The sequence below is a fragment of the Streptomyces altiplanensis genome, assembly GCF_053591575.1.
In genome coordinates this window covers 22199-47968 of record NZ_JBSFUB010000011.1, presented here as the reverse complement: position 1 = coordinate 47968, position 25770 = coordinate 22199, and the positions used below count along the sequence as shown (strand labels likewise).

Below are 25770 nucleotides of genomic sequence, written 5' to 3'. Positions count from 1 at the left end.
CGTTGACACGCCGGGACTGTCAACCATGATTGACACCGCGGGGAGGGCGGGGACCGGCCGGAGCGACCGTCACGGAGATCCGCGCGCCCGGCCGGGCGTGGACCCTCTCTCCTCGCACCCACGCCGCCCCGGTCGCCTCCACCCGCCAGTCACGGGCGCGCGACGGCAGCGACAGCTCGGTGACGCCGCGCCCCGAGGCGACGTACGACAGGCGGTAGGTGCGGGTCGCGGGGTCGTACGACTCCCCGCGCACCCGGCCGGCGACGGCGGGCGCGTACGGCGACGCCGTCTGCTCCTTGTTCGTACGGAACTCCCCCGCCTCGTCCACCGCGCAGTAACCGCCGCCGTAGCACCACACATAGCCCGCCCAGCCGGAGCTGTAGCGGTTCATGGAGGCGAGCGCCTCGCGGTGGAAGCGGCCCATGTTCGGGAGGGAGTTGTTGAGCGGGCCCCACTCCCCCACGACCACCGGAATGCCGTGCTCCTTCGGATACGCCCTCACCGCGGCCTCGTACGACTCGATCCAGCCGGCCGCCGGGTCGTAGTCGGCGCCCGCCTCCATCGCGGTGTTGTAGAAGTGCGGGGCGTACACGACCCTGGGGTCCTCGATCCTCCCGAGGCCGGTCTCCACCCCCTCGCCCACGATCGGCGTCGGCTCGACGAACACCCAGGTGTCGCGGTCGACCGAACGCACCGCGTCCGCCAGCCGGTTGTGCATCGGTGTGATCTGGTCGCGCTCGATGCGGCGGGCGGCCGCGGGAAGGTCCTCGCCCTCCCTCAGCTCCCCCATCGGCTCGTTGATCAGGTCGTACCCGAGCACCGCCGGATGGTCCTCGAACCGGTCGGCGAGGACCCGCCACATGGCGGCCTGCGCGCGCCGGAGGTCCGGGTCCTCGTAGAGGTGGGTGAAGGCGCGCTGCACGGCCGGCTGGAAGTACTCGGAGAACCAGTCGTCGGGGCTGGGCGTGAACGGCAGCCCGTCGGTGCGCGTCGCCCACTCCGGGATGCCGCGATGGCCGAAGGCCGGGCCGAAGACGTCCTGGTGGGCGTCGATCAGCACCTGGACGCCGTACTTCCCGGCCCAGTCCAGGATCCGCTCGATCCTGCGGAGGTACGCCGCGCTGTACTGCCCGCGCCGGGGCTCCAGGTCGTCCCAGAAGACGAGGAGGCGGGCGAAGTTGAAGCCGCGGGCGTTCAGGTCGCGGAAGTGCTTCTCGGTGATGGCGGAGAGCGCCTTGTCGCCGCGGTTCGCCTTGTCCTCGACGTTCCAGCCGCGCAGGGTGAGGACGCGCCCGCGGTCGTCGGTGAGCCGCGGGATCCCGTCGCCGCCGACGCTTCCGCCGCCGGGGTCGCGTTCGCGCGCGCCGGCCGCCGGGGCGAGGACCCCCGCGGCCAGCGCGACCGCACAGACAACTGCGCACATTCTGCGGACAGTTCGCACAGGAAACCCTCCAGCACCACGTCGTCGTCGCGTGCCGGAGAGCACATCAGCAGAACCGGCGCCCCATCAAGGGGTCGTCAGCACGATCTTCCCGAAGAGGTCGCCGCCCGCCATCCGCTCGAAGCCCTCGCGGGCGCGGTCCAGGGGCAGCACCTCGTCGATGACCGGGCGCACGCCCGTCGCCGCGCAGAAGGAGAGCAGGTCCTCCAGCTCGTCCTTGGAACCCATCGTCGAGCCGACGACCCTGAGCTCCAGGAAGAAGATCCGGTTGAGCTCGGCGGACGGCGGGTTCGGGCCGCTCGTCGCCCCCGAGATCACCAGCGTGCCGCCGGGCCGCAGGGACTTCACCGAGTGCGACCAGGTGGCGGCGCCGACGGTCTCGATCACCGCGTCCACCCGCTGCGGCAGCCGCGCGCCCGGCTCGAACGCCTCCACCGCGCCCAGCTCGACCGCCCGCTTGCGCTTGGCCTCGTCGCGGCTGGTGGCGTACACCCGCAGGCCCGCCGCCCTGCCGAGCACGATCGCGGCGGTCGCGACACCGCCGCCGGCGCCCTGGACGAGGACGCTGTCGCCGGGGCGTACGCCGGCGTTGGTGAACAGCATCCGGTACGCCGTGAGCCAGGCGGTCGGCAGGCAGGCGGCCTCCGCGAAGGACAGCTCCCTGGGCTTGGGCAGCACGTTCCACGCCGGGACGGTGACCTGTTCGGCGAAGGTGCCCTGGTACTTCTCGGTCAGGATCGACCGCTTCTCGCGCGGCCCCACGCCGTGCCCGGTCTCACCGATGACGGAGTGCACGACGACCTCGTTGCCGTCGGCGTCGATCCCGGCGGCGTCGCAGCCGAGGATCATCGGCAGGGCTTCCTCGCCGAGCCCGACGCCGCGCAGCGACCAGAGGTCGTGGTGGTTGAGGGAGGCGGCCTTGACGGTGACGGTGGTCCAGCCGGGCTTCGCCTCGGGCGCCGGGCGTTCGCCCAGTTCGAGGCCGTTCAGCGGCTGGTCGCGGTCGATGCGGGCGGCGTAGGCGGCGAACATGACCATGACGATAGGGCGGCCCGCCGCGCGACGGAACCACGCACGGGTGTGACGCGCGTCGCTCACACGAGCGGGGGTAGGGCGTGGGGCACCCGCACGCCCCGAAGGCGAGGGCCGTGCCGCGCCCCCTCGCGGGGACACGGCACGGCCCGTCACAGGCGGAGCCGGTGGCTACCGTCGCGCGACACCCTCCGCGCGAGCCGCCGCCGCCACGGCCGCCGTGACGGCCGGAGCGACGCGCTCGTCGAAGGGGGACGGGATGACGTAGTCCGCGGCCAGCGCGTCGCCGACGACGTCCGCCAGCGCGTTCGCCGCCGCGATCTTCATGCCCTCGGTGATGCGGGAGGCCCGCACCTGGAGCGCGCCCGCGAAGATCCCCGGGAAGGCCAGGACGTTGTTGATCTGGTTCGGGTAGTCGCTGCGCCCGGTGGCGACGACCGCCGCGTACTTGTGCGCGACGTCCGGGTGGACCTCGGGGTTCGGGTTGGCCATGGCGAACACGAACGACTGCGGCGCCATCGACGCCACCGCGGGCTCCGGCACCGTACCGCCGGAGACGCCGATGAAGACGTCGGCGCCGGCCAGCGCGGACTCCAGCGAGCCGGACAGCCCGGCCCGGTTCGTGATCTCGGCCAGCTCGCGCTTGACGTCCGTCAGGTCCTCGCGGTCCCGGCTGACGATGCCCTTGCGGTCCGCCACCGCCACGTCACCGAGCCCCGCCGCCAGCAGGAACTTCGCGATGGCGACCCCGGCCGCACCCGCGCCCGAGATCACCGCGCGCAGGTCGCCGAGCGTACGGCCGGTGAGCCGGGCGGCATTGCGCAGCGCGGCCAGGGTGACCACGGCCGTACCGTGCTGGTCGTCGTGGAAGACCGGAATGTCCAGCTCCTCCTGGAGCCGGCGCTCGATCTCGAAGCAGCGCGGCGCCGAGATGTCCTCCAGGTTCACACCCCCGAAGGACGGGGCGAGCCGCACGACGGTCTCGATGATCTCGTCCGTGTCGGTCGTCGCGAGCGCGATCGGGACCGCGTCCACGCCGCCGAACTGCTTGAAAAGAATCGCCTTGCCCTCCATGACGGGGAGCGAGGCCTCGGGCCCGATGTCGCCGAGCCCGAGAACCGCCGTGCCGTCCGTCACGACGGCCACGACGTTCGACTTCCACGTGTAGTCGTCGACGAGCTCGGGCTTCTCTGCGATCGCGCTGCACACCTTGGCGACGCCCGGCGTGTACGCGAGGGACAGGTCGTCCTTGTCGCGCACGGGCACGGTCGCCTGAATGGCCATTTTGCCGCCGCGGTGCAGGGCGAAGGCCGGATCGAAGGGCTCCTCCGGAGCCCCTTGCGCACCGCTGTCCGCACTGCGGTCCGTACTGCTGTCGCTGCGAGGATTGACGATCTCCGCTGCCATGTGTCTGACCCCTTAAGTCTTCATCAATTGAGGGTGGCCGCTCCTGGTTGAGGAGGGGTGGGCGGGCACCGCGTCCGTTCCCCGCGCCGGCGGTTGGCCCGCCTTGACAGGGAGGAGGTACGTACGCGCGGGCGCGCCGCACACGCGCCCTGAGCCCCGGATGAGGGGTGTAAACGTCTTTTCTACCTGACCGAAGGCACCGCCGACGAGCCCGTATCGCTCAAGTGTGACGACTCATACACGCATGTGCGGACAAGTCCGTTTGGCGACACAATTAGCATCCACATGACGAGACGGACCGGAAATTCTCCGGCCGAAAGGGCGGTAGCCAACAGATGATCCGGCCTTGATGTACCGGCCCGTTGGGATTCGGAGGTCACCCGTTACCCGATTTTGACATGACTCAGCACCTGAATGGGCTAGTCCGAATGGCAAGATGCCGGTAATCGCACAAGGTCGAGACACCCGAAGGTGTGTGCCCGACCGCTCGGCCACTCCCTTTTTCCCGCCGGAGGAACCAACCATGACCGCAAGCTCCACCCGTCGCTCGGCCGCCAGGAAGTCCCGGATTGTCGCGGTCGGCGCGATCGCGGTCGCCGGCACGATGCTGCTGACCGCCTGCGGTGATCAGACCGGCTCGGGCTCGGGTACCAAGGAGACCAAGGGCACGAAGTCGTCCAGCGCCCCCCTCTTCGACAAGCTGCCGAAGAAGTACCAGGACGCCGGCAAGATCAAGGTCGGTACGGACGCCGCCTACGCTCCGATGGAGTACGAGGAGGGCGGCAAGATCGTCGGGATCGACCCCGACATCGCCGCGGCCCTGGGCAAGGAGCTCGGCGTCGAGTTCGAGTTCACCAGCGGTACCTTCGACGGTCTGATCACGTCGCTGAACACCGGCCGCCAGGACATCGTCATGTCGGCCATGAGCGACACCAAGGCCCGCCAGGAGGGCCTGGACGACAAGGGCAAGAAGGCCGGCAAGGGTGTCGACTTCGTCGACTACTTCGAGTCGGGCGTCTCGCTGCTGGTCAAGAAGGGCAACCCCGAGAACATCAAGTCCCTCGACGACCTGTGCGGCAAGAAGGTCGCCGTCCAGCGCGGCACGATCTACGAGGACACCTTCAAGGACCAGGCCAAGAAGTGCGGCAAGAAGAAGCTTGAGATCGCGTCGTTCGACACCGACGCCGAGGCGCAGACCCGCGTGAAGATCGGCGGCGCCGTGGCCGACCTCAACGACTACCCGGTCGCGGCCCACATCGCGAAGACCGCGGGCGGCGGCAAGGACTTCGAGGTCGCCGGTGACCAGATCGGCGCCGGCCCGTTCGGCATCGCCGTCAACAAGGAGAACACCGAGCTCCGCGACGCGCTCAAGGCAGCTCTGGACGCGATCATCAAGAACGGCGAGTACGAGAAGGTCCTGGAGAAGTGGGACGTCAAGGACAGCGCCGTCACCGAGGCGACCGTCAACGCCGGCAAGTAGATCACGGCGTTTCCCGCCTCAAGCGTTCACTGAAGGGCAGTCACTGTGACTGACAAGTTCGACAAGGCGCCCGCCGAAGAGCCCCCCGAGGACTCCCCGGCCGCCAAGGGCGCAGCCACCACCGCTGTCACCGCTCCCCCCGAGCAGATCAAGGCCATCCCGGTCCGCCACTGGGGCCGCTGGGTCTCCGGCGTGATCGTGGTCGCGCTGCTCGGCATGCTGGTCTACGCGTTCGCGCAGGGCAACATCCGCTGGGACACGGTCGGAGACTTCCTCTTCGACGACCGCATCCTGGGGGGCATGGGCCGCACGCTGCTGATCAGCGTGCTGTCGATGGCCATCGGCCTCGTACTGGGCATCGTCTTCGCGATCATGCGACTGTCGAAGAACCCCGTCACCGGGGCCGTGGCCTGGCTCTACATCTGGTTCTTCCGCGGCACTCCGGTGCTGGTGCAGCTGCTGCTGTGGTTCAACCTCGGCCTGGTCTTCGAGTACGTCAACCTCGGGCCGATCTACAAGGACGAGATGGTCGACGTCATGACGCCGTTCATGGTCGCCCTGCTGGGTCTGGGCCTGAACGAGGGCGCGTACATGGCCGAGATCGTCCGCGCCGGCATCCAGTCGGTGGACGAGGGCCAGACCGAGGCGGCGCACGCCCTCGGGATGAACAACGGCAAGACCATGCGGCGCGTGGTGCTGCCGCAGGCGATGCGGGTGATCGTGCCGCCGACCGGGAACGAGTTCATCAACCTGCTCAAGACGTCGTCCCTGGTGGCGGTCGTCTCGTACGTCGACCTCACGCGAGCGGCGCAGAACATCGGCTCCACGTCGTTCGCCGTGATGGAGCTGCTGCTCGTGGCTTCGGTCTGGTACCTCGTACTGACCAGCATCTTCAGCGTCGGCCAGTTCTACCTGGAGCGCCGTTACGCACGGGGTTCGCTGCGGACACTGCCACCCACTCCGTGGCAGAAGGTCAAGGCGAACATGCTGTCCCTCACCAGCCCCAGGGGGGTATGACATGACCGCCATGGTGAAGGCCGAGGGCGTACACAAGTCCTACGGTGCCGCACACATCCTCAAGGGCATCGACCTGGAGGTCGCCCCGCGTGAGGTGTTCTGCCTGGTCGGCCCGTCCGGCTCCGGCAAGTCCACGTTCCTGCGGTGCATCAACCACCTGGAGCAGATCAACGCCGGCCGGCTCTCGGTCGACGGCCGGCTCGTGGGCTACCGCGAGAAGGGCGACAAGCTCTACGAGCTGAAGGACAGCGAGGTCGCGGCGCACCGCCGGGACATCGGCATGGTCTTCCAGCGCTTCAACCTCTTCCCGCACATGACGGCGCTCGAAAACGTCATGGAGGCCCCGATCCAGGTCAAGGGTGAGACGAAGGCGGTGGCCCGCGAGCGGGCCGAGCGTCTGCTGGACCGGGTCGGCCTGGGCGACAAGGCGAAGAACTACCCGTCGCAGCTCTCCGGCGGCCAGCAGCAGCGCGTGGCGATCGCCCGCGCGCTGGCGATGGAGCCGAAGCTGATGCTCTTCGACGAGCCGACGTCGGCGCTCGACCCCGAGCTGGTGGGCGACGTGCTCGACGTGATGCGCGGTCTCGCCGAGGACGGCATGACGATGATCGTCGTCACGCACGAGATGGGCTTCGCCCGTGAGGTCGGTGACGCGCTGGTCTTCATGGACGACGGCGTGGTGGTCGAGGCGGGCAACCCGCGCGACGTACTGACGAACCCGCAGCACGACCGCACGAAGGCGTTCCTGTCGCAGGTGCTGTAGCTGAACGCGAGAGGGCGGTACGGACCGGATGGTCCGTACCGCCCTCTCGCGTATCCGTCCCTGCTCCTACTTCACCGCCAGCACCAGCGCGTCCGAGGGCGAGCGCCACACGGCCCGCGCCTCTGCGAACCCGCCGGTCTCGCGCAGGGTCCGCGCGTGCCACTCGGCGCTCGGGGTGTCGCCGTCGGCGTGCTCGCCGTAGATCTCGAACCGCTTGGCGGTCGGCTCCGCGAGTACGGGGTCCTTGGCGGCCAGGGCCCACCATTCGGCCCAGTCCACCGCGCCCTCGGCCTTGGCGCGGTCCATCTGCGCGTGGCGGTGGGCGCGCTCGGCCGCGTTGATGCGCGGGGTGGTCCCGTCGATCATGTGGTCGGCGTTCATGAAGACGCCGCCGGCGCGCACGAGGCCGCCGAGCTGCCCGTACAGGGTGGTGAGCGGATCACTGTGCAGCCAGTGCAGCGCGGTGGCCGTGAGGACGGCGTCGTACGACTCGTACGGCAGCGCACGGGTCCAGTCCGGGTCCTTCAGGTCGGCCGTCACGAAGGTGACCCGCTCGTCCCCGTCGAAGTACCCCTGGGCGATGGCGAGCAGTGCCGGGTCGAGGTCGACGCCCGTACTGGTGGCCTTCGGGAACCGCTTGAGCAGCCGGTCCGTGATACTTCCCGTACCGCACGCCAGATCCAGCACCCTCGGCTCGGGGCCGACCAGCGCCTCGACCATGTCCAGCATCACCCGGAACCGCTCCTCGCGGTCGGGCATGTACCACTCCTGCTGCCGGTCCCAGCTCTCCTGCCAGGCCGCCCAGTCGGTTCCCGCCGCCGCGTCCGTCTCCGCCATCAGAACCCCTCCACTCCATTCCGTAATACCCTCGAAGCAGAACCACCCATTACGCAGACTTTAGACCGCCCTCGTAAGGACTACAAGTGGAACTGGCCTATTACTCGGACTATGCCGTGCGCCTGGTCAACAGCGAGGAGCCGGCCCGCAACAAGGACACCCTCACGTCGGTGGAGGCGGTCCGATCCCTCTTCGGCGGCAACACGTCGGCGGGCCGCCGCGCCACGGACGCGGACGTCACCCGCTTCCGGTCCGTACGGGCCCGCCTGCGCGCGGTCTTCGAGGCGGCGGACACGGGCGACGAGACGCTCGCCGTCGACCTGCTGAACTCGCTCCTGCTGGAGTTCCCTGTCAGCCCGCAGATCTCCGGCCACGGGACGCTCAAGGAGGACGGCCGCCCCGACTGGCACATGCACCTCGCCGACCACCCGTCCAACGCGACCGCCGGCTACGCCGCCATCGCCTCGATGGGTCTCGCCTTCCACCTCACCGAGCACGGCGCGGACCGCCTCGGCCTGTGCCAGGCGGCCCCGTGCCGCAACGCCTATCTGGACACGTCCACCAACCGCTCGCGCCGCTACTGCTCCGACCGCTGCGCGACCCGCGCCAACGTCGCCGCCTACCGCGCGCGCAAGCGCCTGGAGACGGAGCGGTCGGTGAGCACGGGGCGCACGGCCGACACCAGCCAGGACAGCACCACCCCGACCGACCTCTGACGCCCGGCCCGGACCGGCCGGTACCGCGCCCGCACCCGCCCCAGCACCAGCTCGGCCGGCACCGCGCCGAAGGCCCGGCTGTCCACGACCTCGGCGTCCGGGTTGTCGCCGAGCACCCACCAGCCGGCGTCACGCCGCTCGGCCAGCCGCTTCACGATGAGCAGGTCCTGCTGGAGGGGGTGGCGCAGTACGGCCACATCACCAGGCCGCAGCGTCGCTCCGTAGTGCACGAGCAGCTGATCGCGGTGCAGCAGCGTCGGCACCATGGAAAGACCCGTCACCTCGGCCACCCCGAACATCGCGGTCGGTTCCTGCCCCTGATCCACCATCCGGCACCTCCCGGTCCGATCCTCCACCAGTCCCATACTGACCCTGGACTTTTGACCTAAGCCCATGGGGGCACCCGCGAAAAGCCGTCTCTCACGGAGTAATGTCGCCCCTGAGAAGACGATCACGAGGAAGGAAGCTCTTACATGCTCTCCCGCCTGTTTGCCCCCAAGGTGAAGGTCAGCGCACACTGCGACCTGCCCTGCGGCGTGTACGACCCGGCCCAGGCCCGCATCGAGGCCGAGTCGGTCAAGGCCACGCAGGAAAAGATGCAGGCCAACGACGACGCGCACTTCCAGGCGCGCGCCACGGTCATCAAGGAGCAGCGCGCGGAGCTCGCCAAGCACCACGTCTCGGTGCTGTGGAGCGACTACTTCAAGCCCCCGCACTTCGAGAAGTACCCGGAGCTGCACCAGCTCGTCAACGACGCCCTCAAGGCACTCAGCGCCGCCAAGGCCTCGACCGACCCGGCGACGGGCCAGAAGGCGCTGGACTACATCGCCGAGATCGACAAGATCTTCTGGGAGACCAAGAAGGCTTGACCGGGCCCGGGCCGCCCGACCCGCGCCCGCGCGGGCCGCAGCGCCCACCCCCTGTCCGCACCCGGTCCGCGGGCCGCCGTCCACGGCGGTCATGACGGAGCGGGTGCGGTCTTCTTTTTCCCGGCCGCGGGCGGGCATGGACCCGCAGCGTGATGACGGCGGACACGTGGCCGAGTACGAGCGGGACCTGCTTCACGTTCGCCCCGCCTGCGATGAGGGATGAGGGCAGGCTCTTCACGGCCCTGCACCCGCTCTGCCTTGCCCCGGGCCGCCGCCGAACGGCACGAGCCACCGGCGGGAGCAGCCGAGGAACCCCCGCCACCTCCGGACGGACCACCAGCAGGCCGTTGAACCGGCCTTGGCGGACCTCGCCCTGTCCGACCACGTCCTGCCGTCTCGACGATCCCGGTCCGGAAGCCGTCGGGCAACGCCTCGGGCCGGATCAGGCGGTGATCGGGTGCCGGCACCCGGCGCGGCGCCCAGCCGCGTTCACCGATGAGCGGCCAGTACTGCCGCGAGGCCCTCTTGCAGGTCCTTGACGAAATACTCGGGGACCTCCAGTGACGGGAAATGCCCCCCGCTTTCGGGCGACCTCCATCGGACGATCTGCCGGTACCGCTCCTGCGCCCAGGGGCGCGGACACTTCTCGATGTCGCGGGGATACATACTGATGGCCGACGGGACGTCGACCCGGAGTTCCGGGTCCAGCGAGTTGTGGCTTTCGTAGTAGATGCGGGCCGCCGATGCGCCGGTCCGCGTCAGCCAGTACAGGGTGACGTCGTCAAGAATCCTGTCCATGGAAATCGTCTCGAACGGACTGTCTTCGGTGTCCGACCACTCGGCGAACTTGTCAAGGATCCAGGCAAGAAGCCCGACCGGTGAATCGACGAGCGAGTAGCCGATGGTCTGCGGTCGGGTCGCCTGCTGCTTCGCGTACGCCGCGCGGTGGCGCCAGAAATCGCGGGTTTCCTCGGTCCACTTGCGCTCGACCGCTGTCAGCCCGTCCGTGGTCAGCCCGGGCGGCGCCTCCGCGAACAATGTGTGGATGCCGAGCACGTGGGCCGGGAACCTGCCGGCGAGAACCGTGGTGATGTTGCCTCCCCAGTCGCCGCCGTGGGCTACGAACTTGCTGTAGCCGAGCCTTCCCATCAGTTCCACCCATGCGGCCGCGATCTTCTCGGTTCCCCATCCGGTGGTGGCCGGCTTGTCGCTGTAACCAAAGCCTGGCAGCGACGGGACCACGACGTGGAACGCCGGCGCGTCTGCGTCTTTCGGATCCGCCAGCTCGTCCACTGCATCGACGAACTCGGCAATGCTGCCCGGCCAGCCGTGCGTCAAGATCAGAGGAGTGGCATCCACGCGCGCGGATCGGCGGTGCAGGAAGTGGATTCCCAGATCATCGATGGTCGTGCGGAACTGGCCGATCCGGTCAAGGCGTTCTTCGAACGACCGCCAGTTGTACCCGGTGCGCCAGTAATTCACGACATCGACGAGGTCGGCGAGAGGAACGCCCTGTTCCCATCGGCGGGGGCCGGGCACGGCGCGAACGACCGTCTCGGCCTCCGGCAGCCGCGCTGCGGCCAGTCGCGCGCGCAGATCGTCGAGGTCGGCGTCAGTCGCATGGGCTTCAAATGCTTCCACTGCTTCCACGTCGCTGGCTGGACGGGGCATGAGACCTCCTGGCCGTCGCGGAACCGGCTACGCCTATCGTGAACCGGCTAAGACGGTTCTAACATGCCTCCATCCCGGCGAGCAACCAGCTAAGGTGGTTCCATGCATGGTGGGTTTCCTGAATTTCGCCTCGGCAGCGTGCTGGCGACCAGCTTCACGGCGACTCTGACGGAGCGTCGTGGCGACGCTGTGGAGCGCATTCCCACGCCGCAGCGACTCGTCGACTGGCTGGCAGTGAACGGCCTGGCCGTGGAGGACTGCACCCCTGCCCAGCTCGACCTCGCCCGGGCACTGAGGGAGTCGATTCACGCCGCCGCGACAGCGGCCGCGATCCAGGACGCTCTCCCTGCGTCTGCTGTCCAGGTCATCAATGAATGCAGCATTCAGGGCCGGGCCGCTGCTGTCCTGACGCCCGAGGGCGATCGGGAATGGCGACTTGGCTCGGCGTCCCGCGTGGAAGACGCCCTCAGCGTGATCGCCGCCGACGCGGTCAGCATCATCGCAGGCGAACGAGACGGAAAATTGGCCTTGTGCGCATCACCAACCTGCCAGGCCGCCTTCTTCGACACCAGCCAAAGCCGCACCCGCAGATGGTGCGAGATGAACACGTGCGGGAATCGTCAGAAGAAAGCGCGCTTCCATGCCAAGCAGCGCAAAAACCCCAGATCAGCGGAGTGATCGTCACCTCGGTACAGCCAAGTGGGCCCCACGCCTGCGACGCATCTGTCGCGTGGGGTGCACCTCAGCGGCACCACTGAGAGCCATCCGTCGCCTTCGGTCGACGTCCTCCATCAGTACGTCTGCCAGTACGTCTACGTTTACTGACCGGCGACGCTCATCGGCTCTTCGCAGGGGCCCACCCACACGGGTGACTTGTGCGGGCTCTCCGGCGTGTCGGGACAACAGGGCTCGCTACTACTGGTCCGTCCGTACGAGAGGGAGGGACCCGTATGCGCAAGCTCAGCTCCCTGGTGCCAACGCTCCTCGCCGCAGCCGCAGCCGCAGCCGCAGTCGCAGCCGCAGTCGTCGCCGGTGCGGCGCCGGGTGCGGTGGCCGCGCCCGGCGACACGGTCAGTACGACGGTCGCGAAAGCCGTCGAAAGCCTGCCCGTCGCCGCCGAGGACAGCGCCGGGTACGGCAGCGACAGGTTCACGCACTGGACCGACCCGGACCAGGACGGCTGCGACACACGGGCGGAAGTGGTCATCGCGGAGGCGACCACGCCGCCCGCCGTCGACGGGCGGTGCACCATCACGGGAGGCGCGTGGCACTCCTACTACGACAAGAGGGACCACTCCGGCGCCGGAGCCCTCGACGTCGACCACCTGGTGCCGCTCGCGGAGGCGTGGCGCAGCGGGGCGTCGGGGTGGAGCGACGAGGAGCGGCAGCAGTACGCGAACGACATGGCCGACCCGAGGACGCTCGCCGCCGTGACCGCCTCGGTGAAGCGGGCCAAGGGGGACAAGGACCCGGCGCGGTGGGAGCCGACGGACGACAGCGCGGACTGCCGGTACGTCGCCGAGTGGGCGGCGGTGAAGGGGCGCTGGAAGCTGGCCGTGGACGCGGACGAGCTGGCGGCGTTGCGGAACCTGGTCGCGGAGTGCCCGACCGAGGAGATCACCTACGAGTCGGCCCGCTGACGCCGCCTGACGCCACGGCCGGTGTCACGGCGTCACGGTGTCAGGCGGTCAGTTCCTCCTCCAGCCACGTCTTGCCCCGTGTGCGCGCCGTCAGCCGTACGCCCGCCAGCAGCGGGGCGAGGCGCTCGGCCTCCGCGCGTACGGCGGCCTCGGCGTCCCGGCCCACGTCCTCCAGGTAGCGGCAGACGATCTCGCCCGCCCCGTCCTGCGCCCAGCCGCCGACGATCCGGCCGTTCCACCACACGGAGGGGCCGATGTTGCCCGCGCGGTCGAAGAGGCGGGGTGCGTGCTCGCCGAGGTACCAGTCGCGTGCGTGCCAGCCCATCGGGGTCGAGTCGAGAGCGGGCAGCAGCGCGGCCCACGGCGCGGGGGCGGGCGTCGGTTCGAGGTCGTCGGGGAGCAGCAGGCCGGTGCCGCCGCCCTCCAGGTCGGCCTCGACCGGGCGCAGTCCGGCCAGGACCCGCTTGACCTGGGTCTTGGTCCACCCGGTCCACCAGCGCAGATCGTCGGCCGTGCCGGGGCCGAAGGTGCGCAGCCAGCGCCTGGCCAGGTCGGTCTCGGCTTCCTGGGTGTCCGGTTCGGCCAGGCCGTCCGGACACCACCGGGTCAGGGGTGACCAGCGGTACTGGTGGGACGTCCACGATCCGCGCGGCCGGCCCCGTACCGCCAGCCCTTCGGCGGCGAGCAGGAGCAGCAGACGGCTGGCGACCTTCTGGCGGCCCTCGTACGCCTTGCCCTTCGACAGTACGATCTCGGTGCCCAGCCGGGGGTCGGCCGCCGCCAGTTCCGCGGCCGTGAGCTCGCCCCCGGCCTCCAGTGCCGCCAGCGCCGCCCGCTCGGCTCCCGCGAGCCACTCCTCGGTGCCGGCCGCGTCGGCGGCGACGCCCGTGGCGGCCAGGAACTCCAGCAGCTTGCGGCGCTCGCGCGCGGCCACCGCGCGCGAGCAGGCCGCCTGGACGACCGGGGCGACGTCGAGGGAGGTGACGAACACCGTGCGGCGCATGCCGAGCAGCCGCAGCAGCGAGCGGTCCTCGTACAGCGCGCGTTCGACGTCCGCGACGCCGCCCGCCCTCATCCGCACCAGTGCGCCGAGATGGACGGACGACGGATCGGTGCCGTGCAGCGCCACCAGGTCGCGCGCGACCTCCACCGGGTCGTCGGACCTGGCCTCCACCGCCAGCCGGTGCCGCCACGCCAGACGTGCCCTGCGCTCGGCCGTGTCCACCCGCATCCGCGTTCGCATGGGACCGGACCCTAACGGACCCGGCCGCCCCTAACCGAGCAAGTGCCGGTAGCTGCCGGGGTTTTCGCGGAGGAACTCGGCGAAGCCGGTGGCCGGGCGGCCGGTCAGGCGGGGCACGGCGTCGGAGACGGCCTCCATCTCGCCGTTCGCGATGGCCTCGTACGACGACACCCAGCCCTCGACCTCCCACGGCTCGGCGTCGTACACCGCCCGCGAGGCGTACGCCTCCTCACGCGTCTGAGGTACGTAGGTGACCGGGCGTCCGGCGGCCCGGCTCAGCTCCGCCGCGATCTCGGCGAACGACAGGGCCCGGGGGCCGGTCAGGTCGTACGTGGCGCCCTCGTGACCGCCGCGGCCCTCGACCTCGGCGAGGAGTACGGCGGTCGCCGCGTCCGCGATGTCCTCGTGCGCGACGGCCGAGACGCGGCCTTCACCGCCCGGGCCGCGGATCACGCCGTCCTTGCCCGCCATGGCGGGGAAAGCTGCCTGGTAGAAGCTGTCGCGCAGGAAGGTGTGGGGCACGCCGGTGGCGCGGATGTGCTGCTCGGTGTGCCAGTGGTCGCGGGCGAAGGTGAACGTCGCGTCCGGCGCCGCTCCCAGGAACGACACGTACACGATCCGTTCGACGCCCGCCGCGACGGCCGCGTCCACGGCGTTCCTGTGCTCGCGCACGCGGTCGGCGCTCTCGTGCGCGGAGACGAGGAAGAGCGTGCGGGCACCGTCCACGGCGGCGCGGACCGCCTGTGCGTCGCCGTAGGAGGCGGGCGGCGCCTTGACCGCGCCGGGCAGGTCGGGCAGCCGGGAGGGGTCGCGGCCGAGGAGCCGCTGGGAGATGCCGGCGCCGGCGAGACGGCGTGCGACGCGGCCGCCGATCTCACCGCTCGCTCCGGTGACGGCGATGGCTGGAATCATGATGATGTCCTTTGCTGCTGATTGCGCTTCCGCCGGTACGGCGGCGAACCGCCGGGCACGCCGGGCGGCGGTGGTGGCCGCCCCCTTACAGCGTCAATGGACTTCGGCCGGAGAGCATTCCTTCGTACGGTGACGGTGACGGTGACGGTCACGGGCAGCGTCACCGTCACCACCTTCGCCCTTGCCTCCGCCTTCGCCTCCGTCTCCACTCCGGACGATCACAACGGCGGCCAGGCCGGCCACCAGCCCCACGGCGGTCTGCGCGCCGAAGGGCTCGCCGAACACCAGGGCGCCCCAGACCGCGGTGACCGGTGCCATCAGGAACATGAGCGTGTTGACCGCGGTCACCCCGGAGCGCCGCAGGACCAGCCAGTACAGGCCGTACCCGCCGAGGGTGGCGAGCACCACGAGCCAGCCGACCGCCAGCCAGAACGACGGTTCGGCGGGCGGCAGCGCGGCGCCGGCGGCCGTGGCGAGGGCGGTGAAGAGGACCGCGCTGGTGGCGCAGTGGACGGTCATAGCCACCGAGGGCGCGACCGGTGTACGGGAGCGTCCTTCCAGGAACGTCGCCGCGACCAGAGAGAGCATGCCGAGGAACGGAATCGCGTACGCCCATGGAGCGACGCCTTCGGTGGCCCCCGCGTCGGCCAGTGCGACCATCGCCACGCCGCTCACACCGAGGCACAGACCGAGCCACTGGCGTACCGAGACGTACTGGTGCAGGAGCGGGCCCGCGAGAGCTCCCGCGACCAGCGGCTGGGTGCCGTCGATCAGGGCGGTGGTACCGCTGGAGACGCCCAGCTGGATCGCGTAGTAGACGGTGAGCAGGTAGCCGCTCTGGGAGAGCGCGCCGATCACCGACTGGCGCAGCAGGTCGCGGGCGGTCAGGCCGCGCCACGCGGTTCTGGTGAGAGTGGCGGCGACCGCGGCCAGGACGGCGGCCAGCGGCAGGAAGCGCCACATCAGGATGGTCACCGCGTCGGCGCTTCCCGCACCGAGCTTGGCTCCGATGAACCCGGAACTCCAGCAGAGCACGAATGCGCCGGACAGCAGAACGTTCACAAGAGCCACCACCTCTCGCGGGTATACAGGACGGTCTACCCCCACGGGGCGGCACTATACAGATCGGTATATCGGGTGGATAGGGTGGGGACCATGAGCAGCAGCACCGCGAAGCCCCGCCGCATCGCCATGACCCCCGGCGCGCAGCGCGCCCTGGACGCGGCCTCGCGCCTCTTCTACGAGCGCGGCATCCACGCCGTGGGGGTCGACCTGATCGCCGCGGAGGCGGGCGTCACCAAGAAGACGCTCTACGACCGCTTCGGCTCCAAGGAGCAGATCGTCGTGGAGTACCTCGCCGCCCGGGACGAGCGCTGGCGGGCCTTCATGGTCGAGCGGCTGGAGTCCGTACAGGATCCCGCGGACAGGATCCTGGCCGTCTTCGACGCCTCGCGCACGTGGGCGCGCGAGAAGAGCCCCAGGGGGTGCGGCATGGTCAACGCGCGCGCCGAGATCAGCGATCCGTCCCACCCTGCGTACGCGATCATCACCGGCCAGAAGAAGTGGATGCTCGCCCTCTTCACCGACCTCGCCCGGGGCGTCGGCAACAACCGGGGCAAGGGCCGGAGCGGAGACCGGGACGGGGCGGCCCGGCTGGGCGGCATCCTCATGCTGCTCCACGAGGGAGCGCTCGTCACACACGGCCTCGGTATCCTCGAAGACCCCTTCGCCCATGCCCGCGAGGAGGTGGAGCGCCTCGTCGGGGCCGGCGCGTAAAACCTGCCCCGAGGCCGACCCGAGACGCCGTCAGCCGCCAGGAGAGCGGCCTTGCGGGTACGGGGCATCGTCCTGCCGGAACGGGAAGAGCGGCCCCTCCGGACCGACGGCGACCGCCTCGGGCCGGGCAGGGCCGCTGCGGCAGCTTTGCCCGTCCGGCCGCTCGATGACCGGGATCACGGGTCCGGAGCCCCGGGAGGACACCCGGACCCGCCTAGCCGGCCGCCTCCGCGGCCAGGGGCTCCGACGGCCCGCCGCCGGGCGCCGTCTCCGCGGTTTCCTCCCGCACATACGGGAACGCGCCGCGGTACCCCGTCCCGGGCCCCCGCGCCGGCCTGCGTTCGAAGTCCGGGCACGCCCACGTCTCCTGGACGAAACCGGAGCGCAGGTCCCACAGCTCGAACAGCTCCCGCTCTCCCCCGACCGCCCGGTACTCGTCCTTCGTCCTGCGGAAGCAGGCCAGGTTGCCGAACAGCCCGCTCCCCGAGGGGTGGTAGTCGGAGAAGGCGCAGGAGATGCAGGCCCGCAGATACGCACCGGCCGGCAGGCTCCGCTGGATCACCGTCAGAGCGCGCTCGAAGTCGTTCTCGGCGCGCTCCGACGCGTACACCGCACCGTCGAAGTGCAGTGCCAGCGCGAGGTGTTCGCGGTCGATGCCGCCCGAGGGAAGCGGCCGCCCGAGGGCGAGCAGGCAGCTGAGGACGGCGCGGTGGACCCGCCCGTCGGCGTACACCGGTATCGGGATGTCCCACTCGAACACGCAGTCGCACAACGAGCCGCCCGACAGGGTGAACCCCGCCCCGTCCGCCGGCAGCGCGGCCACCGGGTCGAGCGCGTCGAAGCTGTCACCCTCGAAGCCGACTCCCCTGATGCGGGTGCGCAGCCGCTGTCCGTCCGCCGTGAAGGTGACGGCGACCGAACCCTCGCGGTCGCGATACCAGCCGGCCCATGGCTCTCCTGTCATGATCGGACTTTAGCCCGTTCGTGCGCGATCCCCCGAACAGCCCTGCGCCTACCGCTTCTTGCTGTACGTCAGGACAATCGTGCCGTTGTCGAAGGTACGGGTCGATTCGAGCGCGAAGTCGAACACGCGGAACTCGGCGGAGAACACCGGGACGCCCGAGCCGGTCACGATCGGGTAGACCTTGAGGACCAGCTCGTCGATCTCCTCCAGCAGCTGCGCGGCCAGATTCGCCCCGCCCGCGAGGTAGATGCCGAGCCCGTCCTCCTGCTTGAGCTCCCGCACCTTGGCGGCGACATCACCGGAGACGATCTCGACATCGGGGTCGGGCGACGTGGCGATGCTGCGCGACACGACGTACTGGCGCAGGTGCTTGTACGGACTGGTGATCCCGGTCTCCAGGGCCGCGTCGTACGTGGCGCGCCCCTGGAGCATGGTGTCGAAGTGCCTGTTCTCCAGCTCGTCGACGCCGAAGTGCCGGCGCAGGTGGGTCGGGAGGCAGTCGGGGTACTCGCCGACGAGGAAGTCCTTCAGGAAGGACTCGCCGATCGGATAGAAGTCGAAGGCGCCGTCGGGCGCCGCGATGAAGCCGTCGATGGACATGCCGACGTAGTACGTGAGCTTGCGCAAGCCGATCCTCTGATGGGAAGACATGGGGGTACGGGAGGGCGGCGGGTGCCGTGCTTCCCACCCACAACCACTACGGATAGAGTGCTCCACCTGTAGTGGTTGCGCAAGGCCCTTTTTCGAAAAGGGAGTGGGGAAGTGCCCGATGGCCCGTAATCCGGAGCGAAGGACCGCGCTCGTCGACGCCGCGATCGAGGTGCTGGCCCTCGAAGGAGCGCGCGGGCTGACGTTCCGCGCGGTCGACGCCCGGGCCGGCTGCCCGGCCGGTACCGCGTCCAACTACTTCACCGGACGCGACGACCTGCTGACCCAGGCGGGGCGCCACATCCATGTACGGATGACCCCCGACCCGGCCCGGGTCGCCGAGGCCATGCGCCCCGCCCCCTCCCGCGCACTGGTCACCGAGCTGATGCGCTGGCTCGTACAGCGGCAGGCGGACGAGCGCACCGGTTACCTGGCCATGCTCGAACTGCGCCTGGAAGCCACCCGGCGCCCCGCGCTGCGCGCGGAGCTCACCGCCGCCGTCCGCGCCGCCCTCGACGACAGCGTCCGCTTCCACCTGGACGCGGGCCTGCCGGGTGACGCGGACGACGTGCTGGTGCTGTGCCTGGCCATGACGGGCCTGCTGCTCGAAGTCCTCACCCTGCCCGGAGTGCTCCCGGAGGACGAACTGAGCACGCTGGTGGAGAAGATCGTCGCCCGCTCGCTGCCGCCGAGGTGAGGGCCGCGGAGCCGCTATGCGACCGGCTCGCGCCACATGGGCCACATGCGAGGACCGTCCGGCAGGTCGACCGTACGGCCGGTGAAGGCGAAACCGAGACGCTCGTACAGCCTGCCGCTGCGCGCGCTGCTCGCTTCCAGATAAGCGGGTACGCCGTCGCGGTCGCAGCGGTCGAGGGCGGGCTGGATCAGCGCGGTGCCGAGCCCTTCCCCCTGCCGGTCCGGGGAGACGGCGATGAGCAGCAGATACTCGTGCGCCCGGTCGTGCGGATGCACTTCGCCGGTCAGCCGGCCGACGGTCTCGGCGCGCTCGTTGTCCGGATCGGCGGTCTCCCGCATCCGTGCGGGCGTGTCGTCCTCCTCCGGCGGGCCGGCCGGCACCTGGAGCCAGAGGGCCGTGGCGGATCCGTCCTCGGTGACGTCGACCCGCCCCTCGCGCAGTGCCACGTCGAGGAAGACACCGAGGAACGTGCCGTGCACGCGACTGCGGTGCTCACGGTCGGGGAAGACCCAGCTGCTCACCGGGTCGTCCATGAAGGCCGCGTCCAGCAGCCGTACGAGCGCCTCGCGGTCGCTCTCCCCCGCCTGTCGTATCTCCACGCCCACAGTCCGGCCTCTCTTCTCCAGGATCAGGATCTGAACTGACGCAACCACCCTGACAGATCCTGGAGTTGAGGCCGACGGGCGCCCGCGGTCCCCCACGGGCGCCCGCACCGCCCGGTGGCTTCGCCGGTCAGCGTGTCCTGCGGGTGACGAACTCGGCGAGCGCGAGCAGGTCCCCCGCCGCCCCCAGGTCGGGCACCGCGCGCGACAGATGGTGCACGGCCCGGCCCATCCGGTCCGCCGCCTGGCTCTGCGCCCAGTCCCGGCCGCCCGCCCGGTCGACGGCGTCCGCCGCGCGCCGCACGGCGTCCCCGTCCAGCGGCCCCGCGTAGAGAGCGGCGAGCTCGGCGGCGGCCTCGGTGTCCGAGGCCAGTGCCGCCACCACCGGCAGCGACTTCTTGTGGGCGACCAGATCGGCGCCCGCCGGTTTGCCCGTGTGGGAGGGGTCGCCCCAGATCCCGATCAGGTCGTCGATGAGCTGGAAGGCCAGGCCCGCCTCGCGCCCGAAGGCGTCCATGGCCGCGATCTCCTCCTCGCCGGCGCCCGCGTAGAGCGCGCCGAGCGCGCACGCGCAGCCGAGCAGGGCTCCGGTCTTGGCCTCGGCCATGGTGAGGCACTCTTCGAGCGACACCTCCCGGGGCCCGCGCCGTTCGAATTCACAGTCGGCCTGCTGTCCCGCGCACAGTTCGATGACGCAGGCGGCGAGCCGCGCCGACGCACCGGCCGCCGCCGGGTGCGGATCCTCGGCGAGCAGCCGCAGCGCGAGGGCGCACATCGCGTCCCCGGCGACGATCGCGTCCGGTACACCGAACACCTTCCAGGCGGTGGGCCGGTTCCTCCGGGTCGGGTCCTCGTCGATGACGTCGTCGTGGAGCAGCGTGAAGTTGTGCGCGAGTTCCACGGCCGCCGCCGCCCGCACGGCCCGGCGGGGGTCCCCGCCGAGCGCCTGGGTGGCGGCGAGGACGAGAGCGGGCCTGATCGCCTTGCCCGCCTGCCCCGCGGCCGGGGTGCCGTCGGCCTGTTCCCAGCCGAAGTGGTACATCGCGATCCGGCGCATGGACTCGGGCAGGCTCTCCACGCCCGTGCGCAGTTGGGGGTTGACGGTACTGCGGGTCCGTTCGAGGAGGGCCGCCGCCTCGTGCCCCTCGGTGGCGGCCGCCTCCGCTTCGGTCATGGTCACGGTCACTTCCTCCAGCAGTGCTTGCACGGTGCCCCCGGCCGGGGGCACGGACCGCCGCCCGGCCGGGGGCCGGGCTCAGTGCCACCTGCCGATCTCGACGTTCTCCAGGACCCCCAGCGCGTCCGGCACCAGCACCGCCGCCGAGTAGTACGCCGTGACCAGGTACGAGATGATCGCCTGCTCGTCGATGCCCATGAAGCGCACCGACAGGCTCGGTTCGATCTCGTCGGGGATGCCGCTCTGCTGGAGTCCGACGACACCCTGTTCGGCCTCGCCCGTACGCATGCAGATGATCGAGGTCGTACGGGCGTCGCTCACCGGGATCTTGTTGCACGGGAAGATGGGGACGCCGCGCCAGGTGGGCACCCGGCTGCCGCCGATCTCGATGCTCTCCGGGTTCAGACCGCGCTTGTTGCACTCGCGCCCGAAGGCGGCGATGGCGCGCGGGTGGGCGAGGAAGAGCTTGGAGCCGCGCCGCCGCGACAGCAGCTCGTCCATGTCGTCCGGGCTGGGCACGCCGTCGTGCGGCTGGAGACGCTGCCCGTAGTCGCAGTTGTGGAGCAGCCCGAACTCCCGGTGGTTGATCAGCTCGTGCTCCTGGCGCTCGCGCAACGCCTCGACCGTGAGCCGCAGCTGCTGCTCGGTCTGGTTCATCGGCTGGTTGTAGAGGTCCGCGACCCGGCTGTGGACCTTCAGCACGGTCTGCGCGACGCTCAGCTCGTACTCGCGCGGCGCCGCGTCGTAGTCGACGTACGTGTGCGGGACGACGGCCTCGCCGACATGGCCCGCCGACAGATCGATGGGCGCCTCGCCGTATTTGTTGGTGCGCTGGCGGGGCAGCGACCGCACCTGCGTGAGGTGGTCGCGCAGCGACTCCGCACGGTCGGCCAGCCTCAGCACGTCCTGCCGGGAGAGCGTCAGGACGGTGCACGCGGTCGCGGCGCGGACCGTGTACCCCCAGGTGCCCTCCTGCTCGACCAGCGCCTGGTCGCCGAAGTGCGCCCCGTCGGCGAGGACGCCGAGCACCGCCTCGTCGTCGTACGCCCCCGCCGCGATCTTCTCGGCCCTGCCGTGCGCCAGCAGGTAGACCGTGTCCACGGTGTCCCCGGATGCGGCGATCACGTCACCGGCCGCGAACTCCCGCTGCTCGCACCGCTGCGCCAGCTCGCCGAGCACCGCCTCGTCGCCGAAGGTGCGCAGCGCGGGCAGCTCGCAGAGCTCGGCCGGGATGACCTGGACGCGCTCCCCTGTCTGCACGAACGTCACCCGCCCGTCGCCGACCGAGTAGCTGAGCCGGCGGTTCACCCGGTACGTACCGCCCTGGACCTGGACCCACGGCAGCATCCGCAGCAGCCACCGCGAGGTGATCTCCTGCATCTGCGGGACGGACTTGGTGGTGGTGGCCAAGTTCCGCGCGGCGGCCGTACCGAGACTCTGCTGCTGCGGTTGTGCCTGCTCTTCCCGGATCCCGGAACCTGCCTCGACCGACATCTGACTCCCTCTCGACCATGAGCTGACCTGCACCTGGAAGACTTCCAGGACGAAGGGTCACCGCGCCATTACACAAACGGATGTGACTAGATCACCGGCGGGCTGGGCATGGCGCGCGGCAGAGGAACTGACCGAATCGGCTCGTACGCGGTCCGAACGGATAGCCGTGGCAGCCGAGTTCGGGTACAAGCAAGTACAAGCATGCGGTACGAGACGATCCGCATCTCACATAAGGAGGCGGTCATGGCCACACCCATGTCCGCGAGCAGGTTCCTCGACGTACTGAGAGACGAGGGCATCACCGTCGTCCAGGTCGGCGACTGGCGTACGCACAACCGCAACCACAAAGGCCCCTGGGGACCGGTGCACGGCGTGATGATCCACCACACCGTCACCTCGGGCACCTCCAAGACCGTCCGTATCTGCCGCGACGGCTATTCGGGCCTCCCGGGCCCGCTCTGCCACGGCGTGATCGCCAAGAACGGCACCATCCACCTGGTCGGGTACGGCCGTGCCAACCACGCGGGCATGGGCGACGACGAGGTACTGCGCGCCGTGATCGCCGAGCGGGCGCTGCCGCCCGACAACGAAGCCAACACCGACGGAAACCGGCACTTCTACGGCTTCGAGTGCGAGAACCTCGGCAACGGCAAGGACCCGTGGCCCGAGGCGCAGCTCGAAGCCATCGAGCGGGCGTCGGCGGCGATCTGCCGGCACCACGGGTGGAACTCCCGTTCCGTCATCGGCCACCTCGAATGGCAGCCGGGCAAGATAGACCCGCGCGGCTTCTCGATGAACACGATGCGCGCGCGCATCCACGACCGCCTCACGTGACGCCGGTGGCGACAATGAGTGCATGACCCAGGAAGCGCTCGACCTCTCCCGCCTGCGGCCGCGGCTGCCGTCGCCGCTGCGGCAGGCCGAGGACGAGCGCTTCACCCGTCGCGGCGTACGGCTGCTGCTCAAGCGCGACGACCTGATCCACCCGGACCTGCCGGGCAACAAGTGGCGCAAGCTGGAGCCGAACCTGCGCGCGGCGGCGGGCCGTACGGTACTGACGTTCGGTGGCGCGTACTCGAACCATCTGCGGGCCACGGCCGCGGCCGGCCGCCTGCTGGGCTTCCCGACGGTCGGCGTCGTACGGGGCGACGAGCTGGCCGGCCGGCCCCTGAACCCCTCCCTGGCCCGCTGTGCGGCGGACGGCATGCGGCTGCACTTCGTGGACCGGACGACGTACCGCGCGAAGAACGACCCCGAGGTGCTCACCGCCCTCGTGGCCGAGGCCACCGCGACCGCTGCGCGGGACCTCCTCCCTGTCCACATCGTCCCCGAAGGCGGCAGCAACGCCCTCGCCGTGCGGGGGTGCACCGCACTCGGACGGGAGCTGCGCGGCGTCGCCGACGTCGTCGGGGTCGCCTGCGGCACCGGCGGGACCACAGCCGGACTCGCCGCCGGACTCGGCCCCGGACAGCGCGTCGTCGGATTCCCGGTCCTCAGGGGCGGCTTCCTCGGCGAGGAGATACGGGCGCTCCAGCACACGGCCTTCGGCGCCCCGGCCGGCGACTGGACGCTGGACGACCGCTTCCACTGCGGCGGCTACGCCCGTACCACCCCGGCACTCGAAGCGTTCGCCGCGGACTTCGAAGACCGGCACCAGCTTCCCGTGGAGCGGCTCTACGTCGCCAAGATGCTGCACGGGCTGACCACGCTCGCCGCCGAGGGCGCCTTCCCGCCCGGCACCACCGTCGCAGCCGTGATCACGGGTCAGCCGGAATCCGTGCGGTAGGCCGCCGCCTCCTCCAGGTCCAGCCTGCGCATCAGACTGCGCAGCATCTCGTCGTCGATGCGCCGCCGGTCGCGCAGTTCCACGAAGACCGCCCGCTCGGCGGCGATCATCTCCCCGGCGAGACGCCGGTACGTGGCGTCCGCCGATTCCCCGGTCTCCTCGTTGACCGTGCCCAGCCGTTCCCAGACGGCGTTGCGACGTCTCTCCAGAACGGTCCGGAGCCGGTCCGCGAGCGGCTGCGGCAGTGCGTTGCGCCGGTCGGCGAGCAGCTCCTCCAGCCGCGCCTCGGCGGCCGAGGACGCCTCGCTCTGCGCCTGCGCCTCGGCGAGCGTCTCGGCGTACACGTCACGCGGGGGAAGCTTCAGCAGGCGGATCAGCGGCGCGAGGGTGAGTCCCTGTACGACCAGGGTGGCGATCACAGTCGTGAAGGTGAGGAAGAGCACGAGGTTCCGCGCGGGGAACGGTTCGCCGTGGTCGACGGTCAGCGGGATCGAGAAGGCGATCGCGAGGGACACGACGCCGCGCATGCCGGCCCATCCGACGATCACGGGTGAGGTCCAGGTGACCCCCGGCTCGCGTGTGCGGATGCGTGCGGAGAGGGCCCGCGGAAGGTACGTCGCCGGGAAGACCCACACGAAGCGCGCCACGACGACCGCCACGAACACGGCGAACGCGTACCAGAAGGCCCGGCCGCCCCCGTAGGGGCCGAGTCCGCGCAGGACGTACGGCAGCTGGAGCCCGATGAGCGCGAACACCACCGATTCGAGGATGAAGGACACCATCTTCCAGACGGCGTGCTCCTGGATCCTGGTCGCGAAGTCGACCTGCCAGGAGCGGTGGCCCAGGTAGAGGGCGACGACCACGACGGCGAGCACCCCGGAAGCGTGTACGCGCTCGGCGGCGGCGTAGGCCACGAAGGGGATCAGCAGGGACAGCGTGTTCTGCAGCAGCGGCTCCTTGAGGCGCGTACGCAGCCAGTGCAGCGGCACCATCAGCAGCAGCCCGACCCCCACCCCGCCGACCGCCGCGACCGCGAACTCCCCGATCCCGCCGATCCAGCTCGCGCCCTCCCCCACCGCGGCCGCCAGCGCGACCTTGAAGGCGGTGATGGCGGTGGCGTCGTTCACCAGGGACTCCCCCTGGAGGATCGCGGTGATGCGCGGCGGCAGTCCGACCCGGCGGGCGATGGCCGTCGCGGCCACCGCGTCGGGCGGCGCGATCACGGCGCCGAGAACCAGCGCGGACGTCAGCGGAAGCCCGGGAACGACGAGGTACGCGAAGTAGCCGACGGTCACGGTCGCGAACAGCACATAGCCGACCGACAGGAGGGCGACGGGTCTGACGTTCGCCCGCAGGTCGAGGTACGAGCTGTCCACCGCGGCCGTGTACAGGAGCGGCGGCAGCAGCAGCGGCAGCACGATGTCCGGGCTCAGCGTGTAGTCCGGCACCCCGGGGACGTACGCCGCCGCGAGCCCGGCCGCGACCAGCAGCAACGGCGCCGGCACGGGCGTCCTGCGGGCGACTCCCGCGATCACCGCGCTTCCCGCGACCAGCACCAGCAGCGGCAATGCGTCCATCGGTTTCCACCCGCCCTCGTC

At 70.6% G+C, this 25770-nt stretch carries 26 protein-coding genes; 11 read left to right on the top strand and 15 right to left on the bottom strand.

The window, feature by feature from the left end:
• Positions 1 to 19 precede the first annotated feature (19 nt).
• From ACWD0Y_RS07955 to ACWD0Y_RS07945, 3 genes are all read right to left on the bottom strand, one after another.
• Positions 20 to 1423 carry a cellulase family glycosylhydrolase gene (locus ACWD0Y_RS07955; protein WP_450259526.1) on the bottom strand — a complete coding sequence of 468 codons (1404 nt, stop codon included), beginning with the start codon at positions 1421 to 1423 and terminating at the stop codon, positions 20 to 22.
• Between the two features lie 84 nt (positions 1424 to 1507).
• The gene (locus tag ACWD0Y_RS07950; RefSeq protein WP_450259600.1) at positions 1508 to 2479 is read right to left on the bottom strand and encodes a zinc-binding dehydrogenase; all 972 of its coding nucleotides are present in this window, start codon (positions 2477 to 2479) and stop codon (positions 1508 to 1510) included.
• A gap of 165 nt (positions 2480 to 2644) precedes the next feature.
• Entirely contained in the window at positions 2645 to 3880 is a 1236-nt protein-coding gene (locus tag ACWD0Y_RS07945; protein WP_450259525.1) for an NAD(P)-dependent malic enzyme, read from the bottom strand.
• A 523-nt stretch (positions 3881 to 4403) separates the two neighbouring features.
• Here ACWD0Y_RS07945 and ACWD0Y_RS07940 point away from each other — a divergent pair.
• From ACWD0Y_RS07940 to ACWD0Y_RS07930, 3 genes are read left to right on the top strand one after another with little or no spacing between them, the layout of a single operon-like run.
• On the top strand, positions 4404 to 5360 hold the full coding sequence (locus tag ACWD0Y_RS07940) for an ABC transporter substrate-binding protein (protein ID WP_450259524.1): 957 nt from the start codon (positions 4404 to 4406) through the stop codon (positions 5358 to 5360).
• 45 nt (positions 5361 to 5405) lie between these two features.
• Positions 5406 to 6377, top strand: coding sequence for an amino acid ABC transporter permease (locus ACWD0Y_RS07935; protein WP_450259523.1), 972 nt, complete (start codon positions 5406 to 5408; stop codon positions 6375 to 6377).
• A 10-nt stretch (positions 6378 to 6387) separates the two neighbouring features.
• Positions 6388 to 7140, top strand: a complete 753-nt coding sequence (locus tag ACWD0Y_RS07930) for an amino acid ABC transporter ATP-binding protein (protein ID WP_450259599.1) — start codon at positions 6388 to 6390, stop codon at positions 7138 to 7140.
• 66 nt (positions 7141 to 7206) lie between these two features.
• On the opposite strand, the gene ACWD0Y_RS07925 is transcribed toward ACWD0Y_RS07930, so the two are convergent.
• On the bottom strand, positions 7207 to 7977 hold the full coding sequence (locus ACWD0Y_RS07925; protein ID WP_450259522.1) for a class I SAM-dependent methyltransferase: 771 nt from the start codon (positions 7975 to 7977) through the stop codon (positions 7207 to 7209).
• Positions 7978 to 8063: 86 nt separating this feature from the next.
• On the opposite strand from ACWD0Y_RS07925, the gene ACWD0Y_RS07920 reads away from it, so the two are divergent.
• Positions 8064 to 8693, top strand: a complete 630-nt coding sequence (locus tag ACWD0Y_RS07920) for a CGNR zinc finger domain-containing protein (RefSeq protein WP_450259521.1) — start codon at positions 8064 to 8066, stop codon at positions 8691 to 8693.
• On the opposite strand, the gene sodX is transcribed toward ACWD0Y_RS07920, so the two are convergent.
• Positions 8597 to 9022: a nickel-type superoxide dismutase maturation protease gene (gene sodX / locus ACWD0Y_RS07915; RefSeq protein ID WP_450259520.1), complete on the bottom strand. Its 426-nt coding sequence runs from the start codon at positions 9020 to 9022 to the stop codon at positions 8597 to 8599. The two genes, ACWD0Y_RS07920 and sodX, sit on opposite strands and share 97 nt — an antisense overlap.
• Before the next feature lie 144 nt (positions 9023 to 9166).
• Here sodX and sodN point away from each other — a divergent pair, with 144 nt between their 5' ends.
• Positions 9167 to 9562 carry a superoxide dismutase, Ni gene (sodN, locus tag ACWD0Y_RS07910; protein ID WP_093799105.1) on the top strand — a complete coding sequence of 132 codons (396 nt, stop codon included), beginning with the start codon at positions 9167 to 9169 and terminating at the stop codon, positions 9560 to 9562.
• Positions 9563 to 10051: 489 nt separating this feature from the next.
• Here sodN and ACWD0Y_RS07905 read toward each other — a convergent pair whose 3' ends face one another.
• On the bottom strand, positions 10052 to 11233 hold the full coding sequence (locus tag ACWD0Y_RS07905) for an epoxide hydrolase (protein WP_450259519.1): 1182 nt from the start codon (positions 11231 to 11233) through the stop codon (positions 10052 to 10054).
• Positions 11234 to 11335: 102 nt separating this feature from the next.
• On the opposite strand from ACWD0Y_RS07905, the gene ACWD0Y_RS07900 reads away from it, so the two are divergent.
• A complete protein-coding gene (locus ACWD0Y_RS07900; RefSeq protein WP_450259518.1) occupies positions 11336 to 11911 on the top strand; it encodes a CGNR zinc finger domain-containing protein in 576 nt (191 codons plus the stop codon).
• A gap of 272 nt (positions 11912 to 12183) precedes the next feature.
• Positions 12184 to 12873: an HNH endonuclease family protein gene (locus tag ACWD0Y_RS07895; protein ID WP_450259517.1), complete on the top strand. Its 690-nt coding sequence runs from the start codon at positions 12184 to 12186 to the stop codon at positions 12871 to 12873.
• 40 nt (positions 12874 to 12913) lie between these two features.
• On the opposite strand, the gene ACWD0Y_RS07890 is transcribed toward ACWD0Y_RS07895, so the two are convergent.
• The 3 genes from ACWD0Y_RS07890 to ACWD0Y_RS07880 form a co-directional block, all read right to left on the bottom strand.
• Positions 12914 to 14116, bottom strand: a complete 1203-nt coding sequence (locus tag ACWD0Y_RS07890) for a DNA glycosylase AlkZ-like family protein (protein ID WP_450259516.1) — start codon at positions 14114 to 14116, stop codon at positions 12914 to 12916.
• A 30-nt stretch (positions 14117 to 14146) separates the two neighbouring features.
• A complete protein-coding gene (locus ACWD0Y_RS07885; RefSeq protein WP_450259515.1) occupies positions 14147 to 15028 on the bottom strand; it encodes an SDR family oxidoreductase in 882 nt (293 codons plus the stop codon).
• A 93-nt stretch (positions 15029 to 15121) separates the two neighbouring features.
• On the bottom strand, positions 15122 to 16090 hold the full coding sequence (locus ACWD0Y_RS07880; RefSeq protein ID WP_450259514.1) for a DMT family transporter: 969 nt from the start codon (positions 16088 to 16090) through the stop codon (positions 15122 to 15124).
• Positions 16091 to 16183: 93 nt separating this feature from the next.
• Between ACWD0Y_RS07880 and ACWD0Y_RS07875 the strand changes: the two genes are divergently transcribed.
• The gene (locus ACWD0Y_RS07875) at positions 16184 to 16804 is read left to right on the top strand and encodes a TetR/AcrR family transcriptional regulator (RefSeq protein ID WP_450259513.1); all 621 of its coding nucleotides are present in this window, start codon (positions 16184 to 16186) and stop codon (positions 16802 to 16804) included.
• A 214-nt stretch (positions 16805 to 17018) separates the two neighbouring features.
• On the opposite strand, the gene ACWD0Y_RS07870 is transcribed toward ACWD0Y_RS07875, so the two are convergent.
• Together ACWD0Y_RS07870 and ACWD0Y_RS07865 are read right to left on the bottom strand one after the other, a co-directional pair.
• Positions 17019 to 17768 (bottom strand): DUF6304 family protein, encoded by a 750-nt coding sequence (locus tag ACWD0Y_RS07870; RefSeq protein ID WP_450259512.1) that lies wholly within the window; start codon positions 17766 to 17768, stop codon positions 17019 to 17021.
• Positions 17769 to 17816: 48 nt separating this feature from the next.
• Positions 17817 to 18395: a dihydrofolate reductase family protein gene (locus ACWD0Y_RS07865; RefSeq protein ID WP_450259598.1), complete on the bottom strand. Its 579-nt coding sequence runs from the start codon at positions 18393 to 18395 to the stop codon at positions 17817 to 17819.
• A gap of 142 nt (positions 18396 to 18537) precedes the next feature.
• Here ACWD0Y_RS07865 and ACWD0Y_RS07860 point away from each other — a divergent pair, with 142 nt between their 5' ends.
• Entirely contained in the window at positions 18538 to 19113 is a 576-nt protein-coding gene (locus tag ACWD0Y_RS07860; RefSeq protein ID WP_450259511.1) for a TetR/AcrR family transcriptional regulator, read from the top strand.
• 14 nt (positions 19114 to 19127) lie between these two features.
• On the opposite strand, the gene ACWD0Y_RS07855 is transcribed toward ACWD0Y_RS07860, so the two are convergent.
• From ACWD0Y_RS07855 to ACWD0Y_RS07845, 3 genes are all read right to left on the bottom strand, one after another.
• Positions 19128 to 19718 carry a GNAT family N-acetyltransferase gene (locus tag ACWD0Y_RS07855; protein WP_450259597.1) on the bottom strand — a complete coding sequence of 197 codons (591 nt, stop codon included), beginning with the start codon at positions 19716 to 19718 and terminating at the stop codon, positions 19128 to 19130.
• A gap of 127 nt (positions 19719 to 19845) precedes the next feature.
• On the bottom strand, positions 19846 to 20889 hold the full coding sequence (locus ACWD0Y_RS07850; RefSeq protein WP_450259596.1) for a family 2 encapsulin nanocompartment cargo protein polyprenyl transferase: 1044 nt from the start codon (positions 20887 to 20889) through the stop codon (positions 19846 to 19848).
• Positions 20890 to 20970: 81 nt separating this feature from the next.
• Positions 20971 to 22386 (bottom strand): family 2B encapsulin nanocompartment shell protein, encoded by a 1416-nt coding sequence (locus ACWD0Y_RS07845; protein ID WP_450259510.1) that lies wholly within the window; start codon positions 22384 to 22386, stop codon positions 20971 to 20973.
• A gap of 243 nt (positions 22387 to 22629) precedes the next feature.
• Here ACWD0Y_RS07845 and ACWD0Y_RS07840 point away from each other — a divergent pair, with 243 nt between their 5' ends.
• Complete coding sequence (locus tag ACWD0Y_RS07840) at positions 22630 to 23220, top strand: N-acetylmuramoyl-L-alanine amidase (RefSeq protein WP_176710013.1); 591 nt, start codon at positions 22630 to 22632, stop codon at positions 23218 to 23220.
• 22 nt (positions 23221 to 23242) lie between these two features.
• Positions 23243 to 24172 (top strand): 1-aminocyclopropane-1-carboxylate deaminase/D-cysteine desulfhydrase, encoded by a 930-nt coding sequence (locus ACWD0Y_RS07835; RefSeq protein ID WP_450259509.1) that lies wholly within the window; start codon positions 23243 to 23245, stop codon positions 24170 to 24172.
• Here ACWD0Y_RS07835 and ACWD0Y_RS07830 read toward each other — a convergent pair.
• Positions 24151 to 25749 (bottom strand): Na+/H+ antiporter, encoded by a 1599-nt coding sequence (locus ACWD0Y_RS07830; RefSeq protein WP_450259508.1) that lies wholly within the window; start codon positions 25747 to 25749, stop codon positions 24151 to 24153. The two genes, ACWD0Y_RS07835 and ACWD0Y_RS07830, sit on opposite strands and share 22 nt — an antisense overlap.
• Positions 25750 to 25770: the final 21 nt, after the last annotated feature.

Coding starts and splice junctions, on each gene's coding strand:
- ACWD0Y_RS07940 (WP_450259524.1), top strand. CDS start 4,404: ATGACCGCAAGCTCCACCCGTCGCTCGGCCGCCAGGAAGTCCCGGATT.
- ACWD0Y_RS07850 (WP_450259596.1), bottom strand. CDS start 20,889: ATGACCGAAGCGGAGGCGGCCGCCACCGAGGGGCACGAGGCGGCGGCC.
- ACWD0Y_RS07870 (WP_450259512.1), bottom strand. CDS start 17,768: ATGACAGGAGAGCCATGGGCCGGCTGGTATCGCGACCGCGAGGGTTCG.
- ACWD0Y_RS07900 (WP_450259518.1), top strand. CDS start 11,336: ATGCATGGTGGGTTTCCTGAATTTCGCCTCGGCAGCGTGCTGGCGACC.
- ACWD0Y_RS07905 (WP_450259519.1), bottom strand. CDS start 11,233: ATGCCCCGTCCAGCCAGCGACGTGGAAGCAGTGGAAGCATTTGAAGCC.
- ACWD0Y_RS07840 (WP_176710013.1), top strand. CDS start 22,630: ATGGCCACACCCATGTCCGCGAGCAGGTTCCTCGACGTACTGAGAGAC.
- sodX (WP_450259520.1), bottom strand. CDS start 9,022: ATGGTGGATCAGGGGCAGGAACCGACCGCGATGTTCGGGGTGGCCGAG.
- ACWD0Y_RS07930 (WP_450259599.1), top strand. CDS start 6,388: ATGGTGAAGGCCGAGGGCGTACACAAGTCCTACGGTGCCGCACACATC.
- ACWD0Y_RS07885 (WP_450259515.1), bottom strand. CDS start 15,028: ATGATTCCAGCCATCGCCGTCACCGGAGCGAGCGGTGAGATCGGCGGC.
- ACWD0Y_RS07860 (WP_450259511.1), top strand. CDS start 18,538: ATGGCCCGTAATCCGGAGCGAAGGACCGCGCTCGTCGACGCCGCGATC.
- ACWD0Y_RS07950 (WP_450259600.1), bottom strand. CDS start 2,479: ATGGTCATGTTCGCCGCCTACGCCGCCCGCATCGACCGCGACCAGCCG.
- ACWD0Y_RS07830 (WP_450259508.1), bottom strand. CDS start 25,749: ATGGACGCATTGCCGCTGCTGGTGCTGGTCGCGGGAAGCGCGGTGATC.
- ACWD0Y_RS07955 (WP_450259526.1), bottom strand. CDS start 1,423: ATGTGCGCAGTTGTCTGTGCGGTCGCGCTGGCCGCGGGGGTCCTCGCC.
- ACWD0Y_RS07895 (WP_450259517.1), top strand. CDS start 12,184: ATGCGCAAGCTCAGCTCCCTGGTGCCAACGCTCCTCGCCGCAGCCGCA.
- ACWD0Y_RS07890 (WP_450259516.1), bottom strand. CDS start 14,116: ATGCGAACGCGGATGCGGGTGGACACGGCCGAGCGCAGGGCACGTCTG.
- ACWD0Y_RS07945 (WP_450259525.1), bottom strand. CDS start 3,880: ATGGCAGCGGAGATCGTCAATCCTCGCAGCGACAGCAGTACGGACCGC.
- ACWD0Y_RS07875 (WP_450259513.1), top strand. CDS start 16,184: ATGAGCAGCAGCACCGCGAAGCCCCGCCGCATCGCCATGACCCCCGGC.
- ACWD0Y_RS07845 (WP_450259510.1), bottom strand. CDS start 22,386: ATGTCGGTCGAGGCAGGTTCCGGGATCCGGGAAGAGCAGGCACAACCG.
- sodN (WP_093799105.1), top strand. CDS start 9,167: ATGCTCTCCCGCCTGTTTGCCCCCAAGGTGAAGGTCAGCGCACACTGC.
- ACWD0Y_RS07835 (WP_450259509.1), top strand. CDS start 23,243: ATGACCCAGGAAGCGCTCGACCTCTCCCGCCTGCGGCCGCGGCTGCCG.
- ACWD0Y_RS07925 (WP_450259522.1), bottom strand. CDS start 7,977: ATGGCGGAGACGGACGCGGCGGCGGGAACCGACTGGGCGGCCTGGCAG.